The sequence below is a fragment of the Mycobacterium sp. ENV421 genome, from assembly GCF_002887815.1.
GTDB lineage: Bacteria > Actinomycetota > Actinomycetes > Mycobacteriales > Mycobacteriaceae > Mycobacterium.
Window position 1 is genome coordinate 20,660 of the sequence record NZ_PDHO01000014.1, and the last position, 18,602, is coordinate 39,261.

The 18,602-nt window shown below is 67.3% G+C and carries 23 protein-coding genes; 9 read left to right on the plus strand and 14 right to left on the minus strand.

Annotated features, from left to right (window positions below; translation table 11 throughout):
- The first annotated feature begins 43 nt into the window (after positions 1-43).
- Positions 44-697, plus strand: coding sequence for a TetR/AcrR family transcriptional regulator (locus tag CRM90_RS17270; protein ID WP_102808284.1), 654 nt, complete (start codon positions 44-46; stop codon positions 695-697).
- On the opposite strand, the gene CRM90_RS17275 is transcribed toward CRM90_RS17270, so the two are convergent.
- From CRM90_RS17275 to CRM90_RS17310, 8 genes are all read right to left on the minus strand, one after another.
- Positions 685-1,431, minus strand: a complete 747-nt coding sequence (locus CRM90_RS17275) for an amidohydrolase family protein (RefSeq protein ID WP_102808177.1) — start codon at positions 1,429-1,431, stop codon at positions 685-687. The two genes, CRM90_RS17270 and CRM90_RS17275, sit on opposite strands and share 13 nt — an antisense overlap.
- Complete coding sequence (locus CRM90_RS17280; protein WP_102808178.1) at positions 1,428-2,990, minus strand: GMC family oxidoreductase; 1,563 nt, start codon at positions 2,988-2,990, stop codon at positions 1,428-1,430. The genes CRM90_RS17275 and CRM90_RS17280 overlap by 4 nt, the downstream gene beginning before the upstream one ends.
- On the minus strand, positions 2,990-3,181 hold the full coding sequence (locus tag CRM90_RS17285; protein ID WP_102808179.1) for a ferredoxin: 192 nt from the start codon (positions 3,179-3,181) through the stop codon (positions 2,990-2,992). Before CRM90_RS17285 ends, CRM90_RS17280 begins: the two co-directional genes overlap by 1 nt.
- A gap of 14 nt (positions 3,182-3,195) precedes the next feature.
- Positions 3,196-3,621 carry a hypothetical protein gene (locus CRM90_RS17290; RefSeq protein ID WP_102808180.1) on the minus strand — a complete coding sequence of 142 codons (426 nt, stop codon included), beginning with the start codon at positions 3,619-3,621 and terminating at the stop codon, positions 3,196-3,198.
- Entirely contained in the window at positions 3,621-4,148 is a 528-nt protein-coding gene (locus CRM90_RS17295; RefSeq protein ID WP_102808181.1) for a hypothetical protein, read from the minus strand. The genes CRM90_RS17290 and CRM90_RS17295 overlap by 1 nt, the downstream gene beginning before the upstream one ends.
- Positions 4,145-5,500: an aromatic ring-hydroxylating oxygenase subunit alpha gene (locus CRM90_RS17300; protein WP_102808182.1), complete on the minus strand. Its 1,356-nt coding sequence runs from the start codon at positions 5,498-5,500 to the stop codon at positions 4,145-4,147. The genes CRM90_RS17295 and CRM90_RS17300 overlap by 4 nt, the downstream gene beginning before the upstream one ends.
- A gap of 104 nt (positions 5,501-5,604) precedes the next feature.
- The gene (locus CRM90_RS17305; protein WP_102808183.1) at positions 5,605-6,465 is read right to left on the minus strand and encodes a PDDEXK-like endonuclease domain-containing protein; all 861 of its coding nucleotides are present in this window, start codon (positions 6,463-6,465) and stop codon (positions 5,605-5,607) included.
- A gap of 75 nt (positions 6,466-6,540) precedes the next feature.
- Positions 6,541-7,179 (minus strand): hypothetical protein, encoded by a 639-nt coding sequence (locus tag CRM90_RS17310; protein WP_102808184.1) that lies wholly within the window; start codon positions 7,177-7,179, stop codon positions 6,541-6,543.
- Between the two features lie 51 nt (positions 7,180-7,230).
- On the opposite strand from CRM90_RS17310, the gene CRM90_RS17315 reads away from it, so the two are divergent.
- The 4 genes from CRM90_RS17315 (at position 7,231) to CRM90_RS17330 (ending at position 11,505) form a co-directional block, all read left to right on the plus strand.
- Complete coding sequence (locus CRM90_RS17315; protein WP_102808185.1) at positions 7,231-8,139, plus strand: phosphoribosylaminoimidazolesuccinocarboxamide synthase; 909 nt, start codon at positions 7,231-7,233, stop codon at positions 8,137-8,139.
- Entirely contained in the window at positions 8,136-10,247 is a 2,112-nt protein-coding gene (locus CRM90_RS17320) for a S9 family peptidase (RefSeq protein ID WP_102808186.1), read from the plus strand. The genes CRM90_RS17315 and CRM90_RS17320 overlap by 4 nt, the downstream gene beginning before the upstream one ends.
- Positions 10,244-10,732 carry a glutathione peroxidase gene (locus CRM90_RS17325; protein ID WP_102808187.1) on the plus strand — a complete coding sequence of 163 codons (489 nt, stop codon included), beginning with the start codon at positions 10,244-10,246 and terminating at the stop codon, positions 10,730-10,732. Before CRM90_RS17320 ends, CRM90_RS17325 begins: the two co-directional genes overlap by 4 nt.
- A gap of 68 nt (positions 10,733-10,800) precedes the next feature.
- Complete coding sequence (locus CRM90_RS17330) at positions 10,801-11,505, plus strand: DUF2334 domain-containing protein (protein ID WP_102808188.1); 705 nt, start codon at positions 10,801-10,803, stop codon at positions 11,503-11,505.
- On the opposite strand, the gene CRM90_RS17335 is transcribed toward CRM90_RS17330, so the two are convergent.
- Genes CRM90_RS17335 through CRM90_RS17345 form a run of 3 tightly spaced genes read right to left on the minus strand, consistent with a single transcriptional unit; the run spans position 11,506 to position 13,344 of the window.
- A complete protein-coding gene (locus tag CRM90_RS17335; RefSeq protein ID WP_102808189.1) occupies positions 11,506-12,312 on the minus strand; it encodes an SDR family oxidoreductase in 807 nt (268 codons plus the stop codon).
- Between the two features lie 18 nt (positions 12,313-12,330).
- Entirely contained in the window at positions 12,331-12,672 is a 342-nt protein-coding gene (locus tag CRM90_RS17340; RefSeq protein WP_102808190.1) for a hypothetical protein, read from the minus strand.
- A gap of 33 nt (positions 12,673-12,705) precedes the next feature.
- Positions 12,706-13,344, minus strand: a complete 639-nt coding sequence (locus tag CRM90_RS17345) for an MBL fold metallo-hydrolase (protein WP_102808191.1) — start codon at positions 13,342-13,344, stop codon at positions 12,706-12,708.
- 10 nt (positions 13,345-13,354) lie between these two features.
- Between CRM90_RS17345 and CRM90_RS17350 the strand changes: the two genes are divergently transcribed.
- From CRM90_RS17350 to purQ, 3 genes are read left to right on the plus strand one after another with little or no spacing between them, the layout of a single operon-like run.
- Positions 13,355-14,032 carry an ATPase gene (locus tag CRM90_RS17350; protein WP_233209374.1) on the plus strand — a complete coding sequence of 226 codons (678 nt, stop codon included), beginning with the start codon at positions 13,355-13,357 and terminating at the stop codon, positions 14,030-14,032.
- A 54-nt stretch (positions 14,033-14,086) separates the two neighbouring features.
- Positions 14,087-14,326, plus strand: coding sequence for a phosphoribosylformylglycinamidine synthase subunit PurS (gene purS, locus CRM90_RS17355; RefSeq protein ID WP_102808192.1), 240 nt, complete (start codon positions 14,087-14,089; stop codon positions 14,324-14,326).
- Positions 14,323-15,000 carry a phosphoribosylformylglycinamidine synthase subunit PurQ gene (gene purQ / locus CRM90_RS17360; RefSeq protein WP_102808193.1) on the plus strand — a complete coding sequence of 226 codons (678 nt, stop codon included), beginning with the start codon at positions 14,323-14,325 and terminating at the stop codon, positions 14,998-15,000. The genes purS and purQ overlap by 4 nt, the downstream gene beginning before the upstream one ends.
- On the opposite strand, the gene CRM90_RS17365 is transcribed toward purQ, so the two are convergent.
- Entirely contained in the window at positions 14,997-15,794 is a 798-nt protein-coding gene (locus tag CRM90_RS17365; RefSeq protein ID WP_102808194.1) for a family 1 encapsulin nanocompartment shell protein, read from the minus strand. The two genes, purQ and CRM90_RS17365, sit on opposite strands and share 4 nt — an antisense overlap.
- Positions 15,794-16,816, minus strand: coding sequence for a Dyp-type peroxidase (locus CRM90_RS17370; RefSeq protein WP_102808195.1), 1,023 nt, complete (start codon positions 16,814-16,816; stop codon positions 15,794-15,796). Before CRM90_RS17370 ends, CRM90_RS17365 begins: the two co-directional genes overlap by 1 nt.
- A gap of 42 nt (positions 16,817-16,858) precedes the next feature.
- On the opposite strand from CRM90_RS17370, the gene CRM90_RS17375 reads away from it, so the two are divergent.
- Entirely contained in the window at positions 16,859-18,130 is a 1,272-nt protein-coding gene (locus CRM90_RS17375) for a M18 family aminopeptidase (RefSeq protein ID WP_102808286.1), read from the plus strand.
- Between the two features lie 6 nt (positions 18,131-18,136).
- Here CRM90_RS17375 and CRM90_RS17380 read toward each other — a convergent pair whose 3' ends face one another.
- Positions 18,137-18,529 carry a nuclear transport factor 2 family protein gene (locus CRM90_RS17380; RefSeq protein ID WP_102808196.1) on the minus strand — a complete coding sequence of 131 codons (393 nt, stop codon included), beginning with the start codon at positions 18,527-18,529 and terminating at the stop codon, positions 18,137-18,139.
- Positions 18,530-18,602 lie beyond the last annotated feature (73 nt).

The window sequence follows — 18,602 nt, forward strand, 5'->3', positions numbered from 1 at the left end:
CTCTAACCGATCGGCGCACGACTGTGAGAAGCTTCTGGAAGCGATGGCGAAACCCAAAGGTGCAGCGTCGGCCACATCCTCGCTCCTCGGCCGGCCGGTGGGCGCCAACAGCGAGGAGACGAGGCAGCGCATCCTCGAGGCGACCATGCGCTGCGTCGCGGCCGTCGGCTACTCGCGGACGACGATCCGAGAGATCGCCCGCGCGGCGAACATGACCAGCGGCAGTCTCTATCACTACTTTCCGAACAAGGCCGAACTCGTCAAGGCCACCTTCGACGAGGTCGCGACCATCGCCGTGCCCCGGCTGGAGCAGGCCGCCGAAGACAACACCGCGACAATCGACAAGCTGATGGCGGTGCTTGACGAGAGCGTGCGGGTGATGCAGGACTACCCGCTCGCCGTCGCCTTCGATCGGGCTATCCGCGCCGAGAGCCCGCAGCATCTGCACCTCGCCGAGAACAGCGACACCCGATTCGTCGCGCTGCGCAACCTGATCCGCGACATCCTCTCCCAGGGCGCCCGCGAGAAGGTGCTGGGCCGCGGTGTCGACGTGGAAAGCGCGGCCAACGCGGTGTACATGATCTTCCGGGGCCTGAACGAATACGCCGCCAGCACACCGCCGCCCGAGGAGTACCACGCGACGGTGGCCGCACTCAAACAGCTGCTCCGTGGCCAGCTCTTCGGTCAGAGCCGGTAGAAGTTCCGCGCGTTCGTCGCCAGCACCGCATCGATGTGGTCGGCGCCGACGGCATTGGCTATCCGCGTGATATCGCTGTCCTGGAACGGAATTGCCGCTCGGGTGGAGGGTAGGTCACTGCCGAAGATCAGCGCGGCGGGATTCGCGGTCACGATGTCGCGCATCAGGGCGTCGGGGTCGGTGACACTGATCCGGCCGAAGCCGGTGGCCTTCACCACGGCGCCGGATTCCACCAGCCGCAGCAGCGCTTCCCCGGTGTCGTCCGACATGGCCAGGTGGTCGATGCTGATCCGGGGCAGGGCGGCCAGGATGGGGGCCAGTTCGGTGAAATCGGCGGCATCGAGGTAGAACTCGCTATGCCAGCCGGCGACCTCGTGCACGCGGCGGGCGAGAGTGTCGACGTCGCCGAGTGTCGCCGATCCGCCGCGGTACAGGTTGAACCGGACGGCCCGCACGCCGGCGCGGTCCAGTGCGATGATCTCGTCGTCGGTGCTATCACCGGGAATCTGGGTGACACCGACGAATCCCGGACCAAGTTGTGCCAGAGTATCTTTCAGGTAGCTCTGGTCGAAGGCCTGGAAGGATCCACTGACCACGGCACCACCGCTGACGTCGAGCGGGACGACACGCTCGCGGTAGTCGGCGACGGTGAACGCCGCAGGCAGGTAGCCGTTGTTGGGCACCAGCGGAAACCGGGGATCGATGATGTGGAAATGCGCATCGAAGATGCTCACACGCCGGCCTTGATGAAGTCGGCGCACCGCTCACCGACCAGGATCGCCGGTGCGTTGGTGTTGGCCCGGGGTATACGAGGGAACACCGACGCGTCGGCCACCCGCAGGCCGGCCACGCCGCGCACTTTCAGGGTCTCGTCCAATACGCTGCTGTCGTCGGTGCCCATCGCCGCCGAGCAGGCGGGGTGCCCGGTGGTGGCGACCGAACTACGCAGCCACGCCCCGATCTGGGCGTCGGTGACGGTGTCCGGGCCGGGGTGCAGTTCGGCGGTGACCACCGAGGCGAACGGCTCGGTGGCGACGATCTCCCGGGTGCGTCGCACGATGCGGATGAACGCCTGCACGTCGTCCGGGTGGCCCAAGGTGTTGAGCCGAATCTCCGGCGGCACATGTGGATCCGCGGACTGCACCAGCACTGTGCCCCGGCTTCTCGGTGTCCAGTAGGACTGCAGCACCGACGAGGCACGACGAAGCTCTTGCTCCATCGCGATCAGGTTGACGTAGCTGGGGGAGTGGATCAGCTGAAAATCCGGGGCAGGCAGGTCAGGCGTGGACCGGACCTGCGCGATCGCCTCCATCGCATTGCTGGTGAATTTCCCGGTGCGGCGAAACAACCACCGCAGCAACCACTGTGGCTTCTGTGCGTCCGACAGGCCGACGAAGCCGGGCTGGACGTCCCAGCTCATCGCGGCGGCCGGATGATCGGTGAGGTTGGTTCCCACCCGAGGGCTTTCGACGACTGGCGTTATTCCTGCCGCGCTGAGGTGGTCGGCCGCGCCGATGCCGGAGAGCTGTAGCAGCTGTGGCGTTCCGTACGCCCCGGCCGACAGGACGATCTCGCGACCGGCGGAGACGATATGTTGCCGCCCCTTGCGTTCGTACTCCACGGCCACCGCGCGTCCGTCGCGAATCACCACCCGGTGCACCAGCGCGCCCGTCACCACGCTGAAATTCGGACGACGCCGCGCCGCGGGCAGATACGCCCGAGCGGTGTTCCAGCGCTGCCCCTTCCAGACCGTCACCGGCGCAATGGACGAACCGTCGAGATCAGGTCCGCCGATGTCCTCGTTGTCGCTGACGCCGGCGGCGCGGGCGGCGTCCACCCATCGAATGGAGGTCACGTCGGGCTCCGCCAGCCGGGTGATTCGGACCGGGCCTGCGGTCCCGTGCGACGGGCCGCCCAGATAGTGCGACTCGATACGGCGGAACACCGGCTCCACATCGGACCACTCCCAGCCGGGCAGGTCCCAGCCGTCGTAGTCGAGTCCGGTGCCGCGGATCCACACCATCGCGTTCATCGAGCTGGTCCCGCCGAGCACCCGGCCCCGGGGCTGAGGGATGACCCGGCCGTCGCACGCGGGCTCCGGTGCGGTGCGGTAGTCCCAGTCGGTCGGCCCGCCCATCTGCGCGGCGAAGGCCAGCGGAGCCCGCACCGTCAGGCGCCGGTCCGAACCGCCGGCCTCCAGCAGCAAAACGCGTGCGTTCCCTTCGGCCAGGCGCGCGGCCACCGCACAGCCTGCCGACCCTGCGCCGATGACGACGTAGTCGAATGCGGCCACTAGCCTTGTGCGCTGATGGCGTGTTCGGGGCAGTCCTGCACGGCCTTGGCGACGAGATCCTGGTACTGGGCCGGTATCTCGTCGACCACCACTTCGGCGTAGCCGTCGGCGGTCCAGGCGAACACATCCGGGCACGTCGACACGCAGTCGCCGTGGCCGGCGCAGCGGTCCGGATCCACCGAAGCCTTCATCGGTTCCCTATCCGTCAGATCTCGACACCTTCGTAGCTGGCGAGCATATCGGGATCGGGCAGTGCCATTTGGAGATATACGTCGATGCGGGTGATCTTTCCGCACTGGTCGAACTCGTAGACCGACACCGAGTTGACCGAGTTACTGAAATCGCCGATTCTGCTGCGCTCTTCGAGCTCGAGGAACACCACGTTGCCGGCCTCGGTGACCCGCTTGAAGTCCGACTCCCACTCCGACGATGTCGCCCAGTTGGTCAGGAACGCGACATACTCGCCCCAGTTCATCACCTCTTTGAAATTGCCCACCCGGACGAAGTTCTGCGTGTCGATGAGTTCAGCCAGCGGCGCCCAGCTCTCGGCGCTGAAGCCCGGCTGCTTGGCCTCGTCGACCAAACGCTTCATCAGGGCGCTGTAGTCCAGCACGGTCTGCGACAGCGTCATCAGACGGTCAATCCCTCCTCGGCCAGCCGGCGATCCAAGGCATCGGTGTATTCGTGGGTTCCGTGGAACGGTCCGTGCACACCGATCGCGACATCCAGGAAGTCGCTGTACTCGCTGTTGACGTGGGTCTCCCAGCGCACCACTTCACCGTTGTCGTCGGTGTCGATGAAACTGTAAGAGTAGAAACCCATTACGGCGCCGGTGTCTTTGTTGGTGCCCTGCCAGCGGGTCTTCATCACGAATCCGTTGTCGGCAGGCCAGTGCTTGAAGTCGACGGGTTTCCAGTCCGGGAAGCGCAGGGAATAGACCTTGGCCTCCATGGTCGAGGCGCGCGCGGATTCCTCCGGGAACTCGCTGACTTTGAACGCCTCGTCGCCGGTGAAGTACGGCGAGGCATACATGCAGTCCGGGTGGAACTTCCAGACGTCGACGAACTGTTCGCCGTCCTGCACACCCTGGCGCAGGTAGGCGTCGCCGTAGGCCCGGGCCATCCGATTGTGCAGCGAGATGCGGTCTTCGAGGTTCACTGTGCTGCCTTTCCTGCCATCCATCGATCCATGGTGTCGTGAAACTTTGCGACCACGACCTCTTCGTTCACCAACATCAGGTGATCGAGTCTCTCGTTGCGCAGCCCTGCCTGCTGACGCTGCATCTGCTCGTAATCCTGTTGCAGCGCTTCGAAATACTTGTAACTGCCTGGTTCGTCGACCTCGGTCAGGTCCACCGAGAACTGGTCGGCCATCTCCTTGGGCAGATACATGTAGCTCGCGACATGCCAGATGCACCGGTTGGGGTCCCCGTCGGGGTGCGGCCTCGCCAGGATCACGTGGCACTCGCCGGCCCTGATGGTCATCATGAAGTTGGGGAAGAGGAACCAGCCGTGGTTGTCGCTCATCTGGGCGTCGGTCAGGCCGCTGACGTCCAAGCCCATCTCGGAGAGGTGCGTACGGGTGGCCTTCTGCAGCAGCGTGCGCGCCGTGACCCCGTCGGGGAAGTCGATGGAGCCGTCGTCCGCGGTGTATTCCTCGACGAGTTCTTGGAATCGAGGGATCACCGCGACCGTCCCCGGAAAGGTCTCGGGCAGTGACAGCGTGCCTTCGACCTGTTTTTCGGGGGTGGCCCCCACGACGTCGAAAGGGGCCATCGCGATGGTGTGGTTGTCGAAGAACTTGTAGCGCGTGGTCTCGGGCTGAATATTGAGCACCGCCAACAATTGTGGGTGGACTCCATTGACGTGATAGCCCTCGTTGAAGGCGTCCATCACGACCTTCCAGTTGCAGTCCAGTGCTTCTCGGACGTTCATCACCGTCGACATCAGTTCGAGGTGATACGGCTGTAGCGTCGCCATCGCCTCCGCACCGATCCACTCCGCCAGCGGCTGGGCGCCGGGATCGGGGTTGATGAAGATGAAGCCGCCGAAGGTGTCCACCGGAACTGTGATCAGCGAGTTGTCGCTCTTGTCGATGCCGCCGGCGTTCTGTTCCCGCAGCAGCCCCTTGAGCCGGCCGTCGAGGTCGTAGGACCACAGGTGGTATTGGCACAGGAAGCCGCGCTTGGCGTTGCCGGTGCGACCCTGGCAGATCGCATTGCCGCGGTGCCGGCAGGCGTTGACGAAACCGCGCAGGTGTTCGTCCTTGCCCCGCACGATCAGGAAGGACTGGTCGTAGATCGTGTGCTCCAGCCAGTCGCCGACTTTGGGAAGGTCGTCCACCCGGCCGGCGATCTGCCACGTCTTCATCCAGATCGCGGCACGCTCGCGTTCGGCGTACTCCCGCGATCGGTAGCGATCCGTGGAGACCCGGGACGCGAAGCTGCCCGCCAAGTCGTCGAGTCCCGGTGCGTGGTCGACCCATTCGCCGGGCAGGGCAGTAGACGTCATTGATGAACCTCCCTGAGCAGAGTAATCAATCATTTGATTAATTACTCTGCGGCCCTCGAGGCGCGGTGTCAAGGTTTGGCGCGGTTACGGGGGTACAGGTCCGGTTATCGCGCCGAAGTCGCGCGGCGGATCTCCGCGACGACGCGGTCTGGCTGCTGGGTGAGGTCCAGCCAGGTGAAGCGCAGCACCTGCCAGCCCTGCAGGGCGAGCCGATTCTGTCGAACCCGGTCGTTTTGAAAGGCGGCCTGATCACTGTGGAAAGCCCAACCGTCGATCTCGATGGCAACCCGCTGAGCCGGGAAAGCGATATCGATGACATACCCGTCAACCGGGTAGTTCGCCCGCCAGCCGGTGATGCCCGTCCGCTTGAGGAGGCGGATGATCAGTCGCTCGGCCTCGGAGCGCGCACCGCCGCCGGCGGCGTCGAGCAGCCGCCCGCTTGCGGTGGCTCCGTGCCGGCCACGGTTGCGGGCGTGTGCGCGCCTCAGCGCAGCGAGTTCGACGCGACGCTGCAGAGCGGTGTCCATGATGGCCGGGCTGCCACCGCGGCGGACGGCTGCCTCCAGAGCGGTCAGCGGCGGGGCGGTGACCCGTAGCCCGCGGTGCTCGGTGACGTCGACTTCGGCGAGATCCCGCCGCCGCACGCGTGTCCCAGGGGCCGCGCGGCCGTGGCTGTTGCGCGGCACCGTGATCTCGACGAGGTCGGGTGGCTCTGCCGAGAGTCCCAGCCACCAGCCGGCCGCCAAACCGCTTGCGGCAGCGCGGGGCCCGCGACTCCACACCGCGGCACGAATGCGTGCCGCGGCCGTGAACGGACGGTCGTCCACGAAGTACACCCCGGGGCCGCAACGTCGCCACAGCCCGGCGCCGACCCGGTGTCGCACCGCGTCCTGGCTGAGCCCCGACCGGCGCGCCTGAGCCAGTGTGACCACTCCGTCCTGGTAGCGCAGGTAATCCTCGAGCACACAAGATTTGGACGCGGTACGCGCCGCGGCGGTTCCTGAGCGAACTCGGGCGCGCTAACCGGGGTTCAGGCCCGGTCAGCGCGCCGGATTCCGCCAATAGCGCGGGGCGGCCACACCTGCGGAGCGCAGCTCGAGGGTGGCCAGGCCGCGGATCGCATACGGATCCTCGCGCCGCCAGGCGCCGACCGGGTCGAAGCTCACCTCGGTGAGCTTGCGCAGCGGCCGGTTGGCCAGGGCGCGCAACGCCAGCAACTGCTCGCCGGCGGGGGTGCGGGCCAGTGCGATGACCGTCCACTTGCGGCGGAAGAACCGGATCCGCAGAAACAACCACGGCATACCGACGGCCAGGACCGGGGGAGCCGCCACCGCGAACGCCAGCACCACCGCCAGCCAACTGGCCGTGGTGTCCAGGCTGTGGCCCGCGCCCGCGACATCGAGGGCGGCCTCACTGGCGGCCCGCAGCGGCTTGGCGACGGTGTCGCCGACCAACGGGATCTTGTGCGCACTGTCACCGGCGGAATGCAGGTTGTCCGAGATGCCGGTGGCACCGTCTTTGACCTGGCGGCCGACGTCGGCGATCGTCGTGACAGCGGTGTGCACCGCCAGCCCGACCACAACCCACACGGTGATCCACGATGCGACCAGCAGGTCGCTGACCAACTGCACCAGCAACCGGCCGGGGGTGGTGGCGTAGGGCAGGAACCGCGATCTCATGGCTCGATCCCAGCACAGTCGCGCCAAGTCAGCGGCCGTTAGGCTGACGCGGTGTCCCGCCCCGCCCTGAGCGACTATCAACATCTGGCCAGCGGAAAAGTCCGCGAGATCTACCGGATCGACGACGAACACCTGTTGTTCGTCGCCAGCGACCGGATCTCGGCCTACGACTTCATCCTGGACAGCCTGATTCCCGACAAGGGCCGCATCCTCACCGCGATGAGCGTGTTCTTCTTCGATTTCATCTCGGAGCAGATCCAGGTGCCCAACCATCTGGCCGGCCCGCCCGACGACCCGCGGATCCCCGCCGACGTGCTCGGTCGCGCTCTCGTGGTGCGCAAGCTGGAGATGGTGCCGATCGAATGCGTCGCCCGCGGCTACCTGACCGGCTCTGGCCTGCTGGACTATCAGCGCGACGGCACGGTGTGCGGAATCGCGCTGCCGCCGGGCCTGGTCGAGGCGAGCAGGTTCGACGAGCCGCTGTTCACCCCGGCGACCAAGGCCGAACTCGGCGAGCATGACGAGAACATCTCGTTCGACCGGGCCGTCGAGCTGGTCGGCTCGGTGCGCGCCAACCAGCTTCGCGAGCGCACGCTACAGGTCTACCGGCACGCCGCCGACCACGCGCTGACGAAGGGCATCATCATCGCCGACACCAAGTTCGAGTTCGGCGTGGACGCCGACGACCGGGTGGTGCTGGCCGACGAGGTCTTCACCCCCGACTCGTCGCGGTATTGGCCGGCCGACACCTACCAGGCCGGTATGGTGCAGCCCAGCTTCGACAAGCAGTTCGTCCGCAACTGGCTCACCGGTCCCGAATCAGGTTGGGACCGCTACGGTTCGGCGCCGCCACCGCCGCTACCGGACGAGATCGTCGAGGCCACCCGCGCCCGTTACATTGAGGCATACGAACGCATTTCGGGGCTGTCGTTCAACGACTGGATCGGAGCAGGCGCATGAACCCACCCGTCGCCAAGCGGGTCGACACCCGGCGCGTCTTCCACGACGACGTCTTCGTCGACCCCTACGAATGGTTGCGTGAAAAAGCCGATCCGGAGGTCATCGCCCACCTCGAAGCGGAGAATGCCTACGCCGACGAGGCCACCGCACATCTGGAACCGCTGCGGCAGAAGATCTTCGACGAGATCAAGGCGCGGACCAAGGAAACCGACATGTCGATTCCGACGCGTCGCGGTGACTGGTGGTACTACGGTCGCAGCTTCGAAGGCAAGCAGTACGGGGCACACTGCCGCTGCCCGGTCGCCGGGCCAGACGACTGGGACCCGCCGGTGTTCGACGAGGACACCGCAGTCCCCGGCGAGCAGGTGCTGCTCGACGAGAACGCCGAAGCCGACGGGCACGAGTTCTTCTCGCTCGGCGCGAGCAGCGTGAGCCTCGACGGCCACCTGCTGGCCTATTCGGTCGACACTGTCGGTGACGAGCGATACACGCTGCGGTTCAAGGACTTACGCACCGGTGAGCTGTACGCCGACGAGATCGCCGGGATCTCGTCCGGGGTGACCTGGGCGGCCGACAATGCCACCGTGTACTACACCACCGTCGACGAGGCGTGGCGGCCCGACACCGTGTGGCGGCACCGGCTCGGCTCGGGCGAGCCCGACGAGCAGGTGTTCCACGAACCGGACGAACGGTTCTGGGTCGGCATGGGCCGCACCCGCAGCAACAAGTATGTGATCATCGCGGCTGGATCGGCGATCACCTCCCAGGTGTGGGTGGGTGACGCCGATGACCCGAACGCGGAGTTCACCTCGGTGCTGCCGCGCCGCGACGGTATCGAGTACTCGGTGGAGCACGCGGTGATCGGGGGCGAGGACCGCTTCCTGATCCTGCACAACGACGGCGCGGTCAACTTCACCCTGGTTGAAGCGCCGGTCAGCGACCCGACTGACCAGCGCACGCTGATCGCCGCGCGCGACGACGTCCGCCTCGACGGGGTCGACGCCTTCGCCGACCACCTGGTGGTCAGCTACCGGCGGGAGGCGTTGCCGCGGATTCAGTTGTGGCCCATCGGCGCCGACGGCTACGGAACGCCGGAGGAGATCGCGTTCGACTCCGAGCTGGCCTCGGCGGGCCTGGCCGGCAACCCCAACTGGTCGGCAGCCAAGTTGCGGCTGGGCACCACCTCGTTCGTCACTCCGCTGCGCATCTACGACCTCGATCTCGCCACCGGTGAGCGCACCCTGCTGCGCGAGCAGCCGGTGCTGGGCGGTTACCGCAGCGAGGACTACGTCGAGCGCCGCGACTGGGCGCTCGCCGAGGACGGCACCAGGGTGCCGATCTCGATCGTCCACAAAGCGGGCACCGAATTCCCCGCTCCCACAGTGTTGTACGGATACGGCGCGTACGAGTCGTCGGAAGATCCGCGATTCTCGGTGGCGCGCCTGTCGCTACTCGACCGGGGAATGGTTTTCGCGGTCGCCCACATTCGTGGTGGCGGCGAGATGGGCCGGCTCTGGTACGAGGACGGCAAGCTGCTGCAGAAGCGCAACACGTTCACCGACTTCATCGCGGTCGCACAGCATCTGGTCGACACCGGGTTGACCAGGCCGCAGAATCTGGTGGCGCTCGGCGGAAGCGCGGGCGGTCTGCTGATGGGTGCGGTGGCGAACCTGGCGCCGCACCTGTTCGCCGGCATCCTCGCGCAGGTGCCGTTCGTGGACCCGCTCACCTCGATCCTCGACCCGTCGCTGCCGCTGACGGTGACCGAATGGGACGAGTGGGGAAACCCGTTGGAGAACAAGGACGTGTACTTCTACATGAAGTCCTATTCGCCGTACGAGAACGTCGAAGCCAAGGAATACCCGGCGATCCTGGCGATGACATCGCTCAACGACACCCGCGTTCTCTACGTCGAACCCGCGAAGTGGGTTGCCGCGCTTCGGCACACCAAGACCGACGAGCATCCGGTGCTGCTGAAGACGCAGATGGCCGCGGGTCACGGTGGCATCAGCGGCCGCTACGAGCGGTGGAAGGAAGCGGCGTTCCAGTACTCCTGGCTGCTGGCCACCGCAGGCGCCGAACAGCACGAGGTAACCTCACCGGCATGAGTCTGACCGACATCCCGCTCACCACCCTCGACGGCGAAGCCACCTCGCTGGCCGACTACGCCGACCGGGCGATCCTGCTGGTCAACGTCGCGTCCAAATGCGGCCTCACTCCGCAGTACGGGGCGCTGGAGAAGCTGGCCCGTGATTACGGTGACCGCGGCCTGACCGTGATCGGGGTGCCCTGCAACCAGTTCATGGGGCAGGAGCCGGGGACCGCGGAGGAGATCCAGACGTTCTGCTCCACCACCTACGGGGTGACGTTCCCGCTGTTGGCCAAGACCGACGTCAACGGCGACGACCGGCACCCGCTGTACGCCGAGCTCACAGGCGTCGCCGACGGTGACGGCAAGGCCGGCGACATCGCGTGGAACTTCGAGAAGTTCGTGATCGCGCCGGGCGGAACGGTGGTCAACCGGTTCCGGCCGCAGACCGAGCCCGACGCCCCCGAAGTGATCGCCGCGATCGAGGCGGTCCTTCCCGGCTGACCCCAATGGTCGCCTGACCTCAAGGTGACAGACACCATCTGGACACCTGGAATTGCCAGACTGCGAGGGTGGCTGGACAACTCATCGTGTCGGTGTCCGGGATCAGCGATCGGACGCGCGGCGACGTCGACGAGTTCTGTGCCGCGCTCGACAGTCGCGCGGTTCCGCTGTCGCTGCTCGTCGCCCCTCGGCTCAAGGACGGGTACCGGCTGGAATCCGACTCCCGCACCATCGGCTGGCTGACGGACCGGCGATCCGGGGGTGATGCGGTGGTGCTGCACGGATTCGACGCCGCCGCCACCAAGAAGCGCCGCGGCGAGTTCGGTGCGCTGCCCGCGCACGAGGCGAACCTGCGGCTCATGGGCGCCGATCGGGTCCTCGAACACGTCGGTCTGCGGAGTCGGCTGTTCGCCGCGCCGGGCTGGACTGTCTCCGCGGGGACGGCACTGGCGTTGCCGCGCAACGGCTTCCGTCTGCTCGTCGATTTGCACGGCATCACCGACCTGGTCACCGGCACGACAACGCGCTCCCGGGTGGTCGGAATCGGCGAAGGGTTCGTCACCGAGCCATGGTGGTGCCGGACGCTGGTGCTATCGGCGGAGCGCACCGCGCGACGTGGCGGGATCGTCCGATTGGCCGTCACCGCAAAGCAATTGCGCAAGGTCGGGCCCCGTCAGGCCATGCTCGACGCGATCGATCTGGCCTTGCTGCACGGCTGCACGCCGACGGTGTACCGGTGGGAAACCGACGCCCCCGCGGCTTCCGCAGCCTGACTAGCTGCGTGAGCTCGACCCGCTCGCCGTGGTCGCCATACCGCCGTCGACCGGGATGATCGCCCCGTTCATGTAAGACCCGGCCCGGCTGGCCAGGAACACCGCGACACCAGCCATGTCGTCGTCGCGGCCGATCCGCCCCAGCGGCGACGAGGCCGCGATCGCGTCCCCGAACGCGTCCAGCGTGGCGGCCATCATCTTCGACTGGAACGGCCCCGGTGCCACCGCGTTCACCGTGATGTGCTGAGGGCCAAGTTCTTTGGCCAGCACGCGAGTCAACTGGTGCACGGCTGCCTTGCTGGCCGAGTACGAGTAGGTGTTCATCACCGGCACCTGGATCCCGTCGATGCTGCCGATGTTGATCACCCGTGCGGGATCGTCGGCAGTCGCGGCATTGCGCAACGCGCCGACCAGTTCCTGCACCAGCCAGAACGGCGACTTGACGTTGAGGTCGAGCACCTTGTCCCAAGCCGAGGTCGGAAACGATTCCAGCGGCTCGCCCCACGTCGCCCCGGCGTTGTTGACCAGGATGTCCAGCTTGTCGGTGCCGGCCAGGACCTCGGCGGCCAGGCGCTTGCATTCGTCCTGACGGGACAGGTCGGCCGGGATGGCGCGGATGGTGCCGAACTGCGACAGCTCGCCGACCACCTGCTCGCACTTGTCGGCCTTGCGCGAACTGATGATCACCTCGGCGCCGGCCTGCAGCAGGCCGCGGGAGATCATCACCCCGATACCGCTGCTGCCCCCGGTGACCAGCGCGGTCTTGCCGGACAGTCCGAACAGCCTGGTCAGGTCAGCTGTGCTCATGAGTTTCTCCCTGGGTCTCTAATCCGGCGGCTGGTCGAGTAGGTTGTTGCGCCGCGCGTCCTGCTGCGCGCGGAGCGCCTTGATGTCGTAGCGGGGGTCACCGTCCAGGTCGAAGACGGCTCGGTTCGAGGTGGCGTCCCATCGCACCCCCACGATGTCGCCCACCGCGGGCTTCAATCCGCCGACGGTGAACGTCTCGGTGATCTCGACGCGGACCGGTGCGGCGCCCGGAGGATGAACGTCGACGACGAATTGGTACTTGCGGTAGTCGTTGGTCGCGATCTTGGCGGCCTGCTGCGCGTGCACGACGGTCGCCTGACACTGTTGTCCGCGTCGACGCACCCGCCAGCTGTCGAACATCAGTTGGTCAATTCGCCTGTCCGCCTTGTGCGCTCAGAACCGGAACGAATTCTCTTCCGGCAGCACCCGGAAATCCGTGTCGGTCATCTCGGTGAGCCGACCGTAGTAGATGCCGCGCGCCTCCGGAGCCACCACCCCCTGATGGATCGGAACCGCGTGCTCCGGCGCGACCGCCCGCAGATAGTCCACCGCCTCGGAGATCTTCATCCACGGGGCGGCCGCCGGGGTGGCCAGCACATCCACCGGCTCGCCGGGGACGAACAGCGCGTCACCGGGGTGCATGAGCCGGGCCGGGTGCTCGGCGTCGCCGACCAGATACGAGATGTTGTCGATGACCGGAATCTCCGGATGGATTACGGCGTGGCGCCCGCCCACCCCGCGGATGGTCAGCCCGGCCACGTTCAGCTCGTCGCCGACCTGCACGGCGCGCCAGGGTTCGCCGAGCTCGGCCGCGGTCGCCGGATCGGCGTAGAGCACCGCGTTCGGGTTGGCCTCCACCAGCGCAGGCAGCCGTTCGCGGTCGGCATGGTCGGGATGCTGGTGGGTGATGAGGATCGCCGACAGACCGGTCACGCCCTCGAAGCCGTGCGAGAAATTACCCGGATCGAACAGCACGGTGGCGCCGTCGAACTCGGCGAGAAGACATGAATGCCCGAAATGCGTCAGCTCCATGCTTACGATTGTGCGCGCACTGGAAGGCGTCGAATACATGCGGTTGGTCATCGCGGTGATGCTGGTGGCCTGCGGGCTCACCATCCCGCCGCACGCTGCCGCCGATCCCGACACCTGCCCGCCCAACTGCGACCGCATTCCGGACGCGGCATGGATAGCCCCCTGGGCGATACCGCTCAACGCCCGCTACACCTGGCCCCGGCTGGCCGGGGTGGCGGTCACCGCCGTCGCACCCCGGTTCCGGTTCGAGGAGCTGTGCCGAACACCGCCGGTGGCCCAGGACCCACGCGCCTACGCCGTCGCCGAACGCGCCTCCGTCGTCAACCCCGACGGCCAATGGCAGCTGCAGGCACAGGTGATGCACTGGCGAGGAGAGACCTGGCGCGGCGGCCAACTGGCGCAGGACGTCTTCCACGCCGCGGTCGCCGCGCTGCGGTCCTGCCAGCGCACCAACCCGACAGCGTCGCCGTCGCTGACCGTCAACGAGCCCGACCGGATGGCCGCGGTGATCAGCGGTCCGGTGATCCTGCGCCAGTACGTGGTGGCCAATCCGGCCAACAGCACGGTGACCGAGCTGGCGATGTGGTCAACCGCACCGCCGCAGACCCCATGGCCGATGGCCAGCGACGACAACCTGCTCGACGCCCTCGGCGCGCCGCTGTGCACCGCCTACATCGGGTCCTGCTGATGAGCCGCCGGTAGAGTTACACCGCAACATTCGCCGACGTCAGCAGGAGCGCCTGTGGCCCGAGTAGTGGTCAACGTGATGCCCAAAGCCGAGATCCTCGACCCGCAAGGTCAGGCGATCGTCGGCGCACTGGGCCGGCTGGGACACACCGGCATCTCGGATGTCCGGCAGGGCAAGCGATTCGAGCTCGAGGTCGACGATTCGATCAGCGACTCGGCGCTCGCGGAGATCGCCGAATCGCTGCTGGCGAACACCGTGATCGAGGACTGGTCGGTCACCCGGGAACAAGGGTGAGCGCCCGGATCGGGGTCATCACCTTCCCCGGCACGCTCGACGACGTCGACGCCGCCCGCGCGGTACGGCTCGCCGGCGCCGAGGCGGTCAACCTGTGGCACGGCGACGCCGACCTCAAGGGCGTCGACGCCGTGGTGGTGCCGGGCGGCTTCTCCTACGGTGACTACCTGCGCTGCGGTGCGATCGCGAAGTTCGCGCCGGTGATGGGCGAGGTGATCACCGCCGCCAAGGCCGGTATGCCGGTGCTCGGCATCTGCAACGGCTTCCAGGTGCTCTGCGAAGCCGGACTGCTGCCCGGCGCGCTGACCCGCAACGCCGGGCTGCACTTCATCTGCCGCGACGTCTGGCTGCGGGTGGATTCGATCACCAGTGCATGGACGTCGCGGTACGAATCCGGCGCCGAACTGCTGGTCCCGCTGAAGTCCGGGGAGGGCCGCTACGTGGCCGGCGAGGCTGTGCTCGACGAACTCGAAGGCGAAGGCCGGGTGGTGTTCCGCTACGCCGAGAACCTCAACGGCTCGATGCGCGACATCGCCGGGATCAGCTCCGCCAACGGCCGGGTCGTCGGGCTTATGCCGCACCCCGAACACGCCACCGAAGCGCTGACCGGCCCGTCCGACGACGGGCTCGGCATCTTCTACTCCGCGCTGGACGCGGTGCTGGCGGCCAGCTAGGCGGTCAGCGCGACCGACGCCTCAGCGGTGTAGCACAGGAACGTCAGCGTTTCCTCCAGGTACAGCTGGACCGTCTCCGCGTCATGGCTCAGGTAGCCGATCGCGACATCGGTGCCCAGCTGCAGGTCGAAATCGCCGCCGCGGGTGCTCAGCAGGAACGCGCCGTCGATCGCGGGCGCCCAGATGATCTCGCCATCCACCAGCCGGTTGAGGTGCTCGCGGATCGGATAGCCGTGCTCGGTGGTCTCGCTGACCTTGGTGTAGGCGTCGGCGGACAGCAGCACCGAGTACGGACCGTCCACACCGGCCAGCCGCAGCTCAGACAGGGCCTGGGCGAAGACGTCGGGATACTCGCGGGCGTCCTCCGGCAGGGCCAGCGCCGGGTTGGAGCTGCACGTCCGGATGCCGTCGATCGACGCGTCGGCGTACCCCTCGAAGATCGCACGGTCCTCGATGAACGCCAGCTTCTTGGCCGCGGCTTTGACCGGATCCCAGTCCGAGTCCTGCGCGCCGCGCTCCACGTCGTCGATTGCGGTGCGCGACACCGTGAACGGCACCCGCAGCCGAACCAACGGCTTGGATTCCCGAAGGTGCGCGAGCACGCCGTCGGCCGGCGCTGCCACGTCGCGCAGATGACCGGTGCTCACCGCGGCCGTCACCGGACCGCCCGGCTCACTGACGTCGACGACGCGACGACCGGCGATATGCCGCTTGAACGTCCGGCTGGCCTCCAATTCGATTTCGCTCCAAGCCGATTCGGTGATCGGAGCGAGCTCGCGGTAGAGGTTGTTCATCAGGACTGTCCTTTCAGGCTGCCGATCGCCAATGAGCCGTCGGAGGTGGGGGCGGGTGCCGGGGGAGCTGTGTCGACGTCGCCGAAGCCCGGCATCGGCGGCGGATCGTTGAGGAAATCGGTGAGGGGGGTGAAGAACAGGGTGCCGGTGACGGCGGTGGAGAAATCCAGGATCCGGTCGGTGTTCCCGGGCGGGTCGCCGATGAACATGTTCTCCAACATCTTCTCGGTGACGGCCGGGGAGCGCGAATAGCCGATGTAGTACGTGCCGAACTCGGCTTTGCCGATCTCCCCGAACGGCATGTTGTGCCGCAGGATCTTGAGCTCGTTGCCATCGGCGTCTTCGATGACGTTGAGCGCGATGTGGGAGTTGGCCGGCTTCACGTCGTCGTCCATCTCGATGTCCTCGAGTTTGGAACGTCCGATGACGCGTTCCTGTTCGGTCACCGACAGCGATTCCCACGACGCCATGTCGTGCAGGTACTTCTGCACGTGCACGTAACAGCCGCCGGCGAAATCCGGGTCCTCGTCCCCGATTTGGCTGGCGCTCACCGCAACCGGACCGTCCGGATTCTCGGTGCCGTCGACGAAGCCGAGCAGATCGCGGTTGTCGAAGAACTTGAAGCCGTGCACCTCGTCGACGATCGTGATCGCCCCCGCCATCGCCTTGGCGACCCGGCCGGCCAGCTCGAAGCAGACGTCGAGCACCTCGGCGCGGATGTGGAACAACAGGTCACCCGGAGTGGACGGGGCGTGGTGGCGGGCGCCGTGCAGCTCGACGAACGGGTGCAGATCCTTCGGACGCGGCCCGGAGAACAGGCGATCCCACGCCTGCGATCCGATCGACGTCACCATCGAGAGGTGCTTGGACGGATCGCGAAAGCCGATCGCCCGGACCAGCCCGGCGAGGTCGGGCAGCGCGTCGTGCACTGCGGCCTCGCCGCCGTCGTCGATCGTGGCCACCAGGAAGATGGCGGCAGGTGTCAGGGGAGCCAGTACCGGTTGCGGTAGCGGGGTGGGCACCGTCTGACCCTAACGAAAATGACGTCGGCGATGATGGTGATCATGTCCACAGCTGCCAGCGCGCGGGGATTGTGCGAATTCATCGACGCGTCGCCGTCGCCGTTCCACGTCTGCCAGACGGCGGCGCAGCGGCTACGCGACGCGGGCTACACCGAACTGGCCGAAACCGATCGGTGGCCCGACCGGGGCGGCCGGTTCTTCACGGTGCGGGCCGGATCGCTGGTGGCCTGGAACAGCGGCGGCGACAATCGGCCGTTCCGCATCGTCGGCGGCCACACCGACAGCCCGAACCTGCGCGTCAAACAGCATCCGGACCGGGTGGTGGCCGGCTGGCAGGTGGTCGCGCTCGAACCGTACGGCGGGGCGTGGCTCAACTCGTGGCTGGACCGCGACCTCGGGATCAGCGGGCGGCTCTCGATACGGGACCGCGGCGCCGACGGCGGGGTGTCGCACCGGCTGGTGCGCATCGACGCCCCGATCCTGCGGGTGCCGCAGCTGGCCATCCACCTCGCCGAAGACCGCGCAGCGGTCAAGCTCGATCCGCAACGCCACGTGAACGCGGTCTGGGGGCTGGGTGACACGCCACGGTCGTTCCTGTCCTACGTCGCCGAGCACGCCGGGGTGAACCCGGCAGACCTGTTGTCGGCCGACCTGATGACCCACGACCTGACCCCGTCGGCGCTCATCGGTGCGGATGGCGAGTTCGTCAGCGCACCCAGGCTGGACAATCAGGGCACCTGCTACGCCGGGCTGGAGGCGTTCCTGGCCGCCGAGCCGCACGGTTACCTGCCGGTGTTGGCACTGTTCGACCACGAGGAGGTCGGCTCGACCTCGGATCACGGCGCCCAGTCCGATTTGCTGCCGACCACGCTGGAACGCATCGTGCTGGCCGCCGGTGGTGACCGCGAGGATTTCCTGCGCACGCTCACCGCGTCCATGGTGGCCTCCGGCGACATGGCGCACGCGACCCATCCCAACTACCCCGACCGGCACGAACCCGGTCACCTGATCGCCGTCGACGGCGGCCCGGTGCTCAAGGTGCAACCGAACCTGCGCTACGCCACTGACGGCCGGACCGCGGCCGCATTCGAACTGGCCTGCCGGCAGGCGGGTGTGCCGCTGCAGCGCTACGAGCACCGCGCCGACCTGCCGTGCGGCTCGACGATCGGGCCCATGACGTCGGCGCGCACCGGCATCCCCACCGTGGACGTCGGGGCGGCCCAGCTGGCCATGCACTCAGCCCGCGAACTGATGGGTGCGGCCGACATCATCGCGTATGCCGCTGCGCTGCAAGCATTTCTGGCGCCGCGGTAGCTGCGCTCAGCCGGGGAACTCGGCCGGGTCGTAGCGGATGACGTTCTCCACCACGATGCCGTCGCGGGTGCGCACCCGGTCGATGCCACGGATGCGGAACGGCCCGCCTGGACCTGTCGCCGTTCCGACGTAATGCAGGAACACCAGCTCCTCGTTTGCCGAGTCGCCGGGAACCGTTGCGCTGTCGATCAATTCGAGCCGCAGGTCGGGGTAGGCCGTCAGGAGATCGGCGATCTTCTGGGTGTAGCCGTCGAGGCCCCGAACCGGTTCGGGGTGTCCGGGCCAGTATCCGACGATGTCGTCGGCCAGGATGACCTGGCCTGCTGACAACTCGGGCGCGGCCCAGAAGGCGGCCCACATCTGCGCGCTGAACGTGTGCGTGGTCTGGATATCGGTCATGGTCGGCCTCCTGCGTCGGGCGCTCGGTGTCGGGCGCGTCACCGCCAGCCTGTCGCCGCCGCTGCGGGCGCTC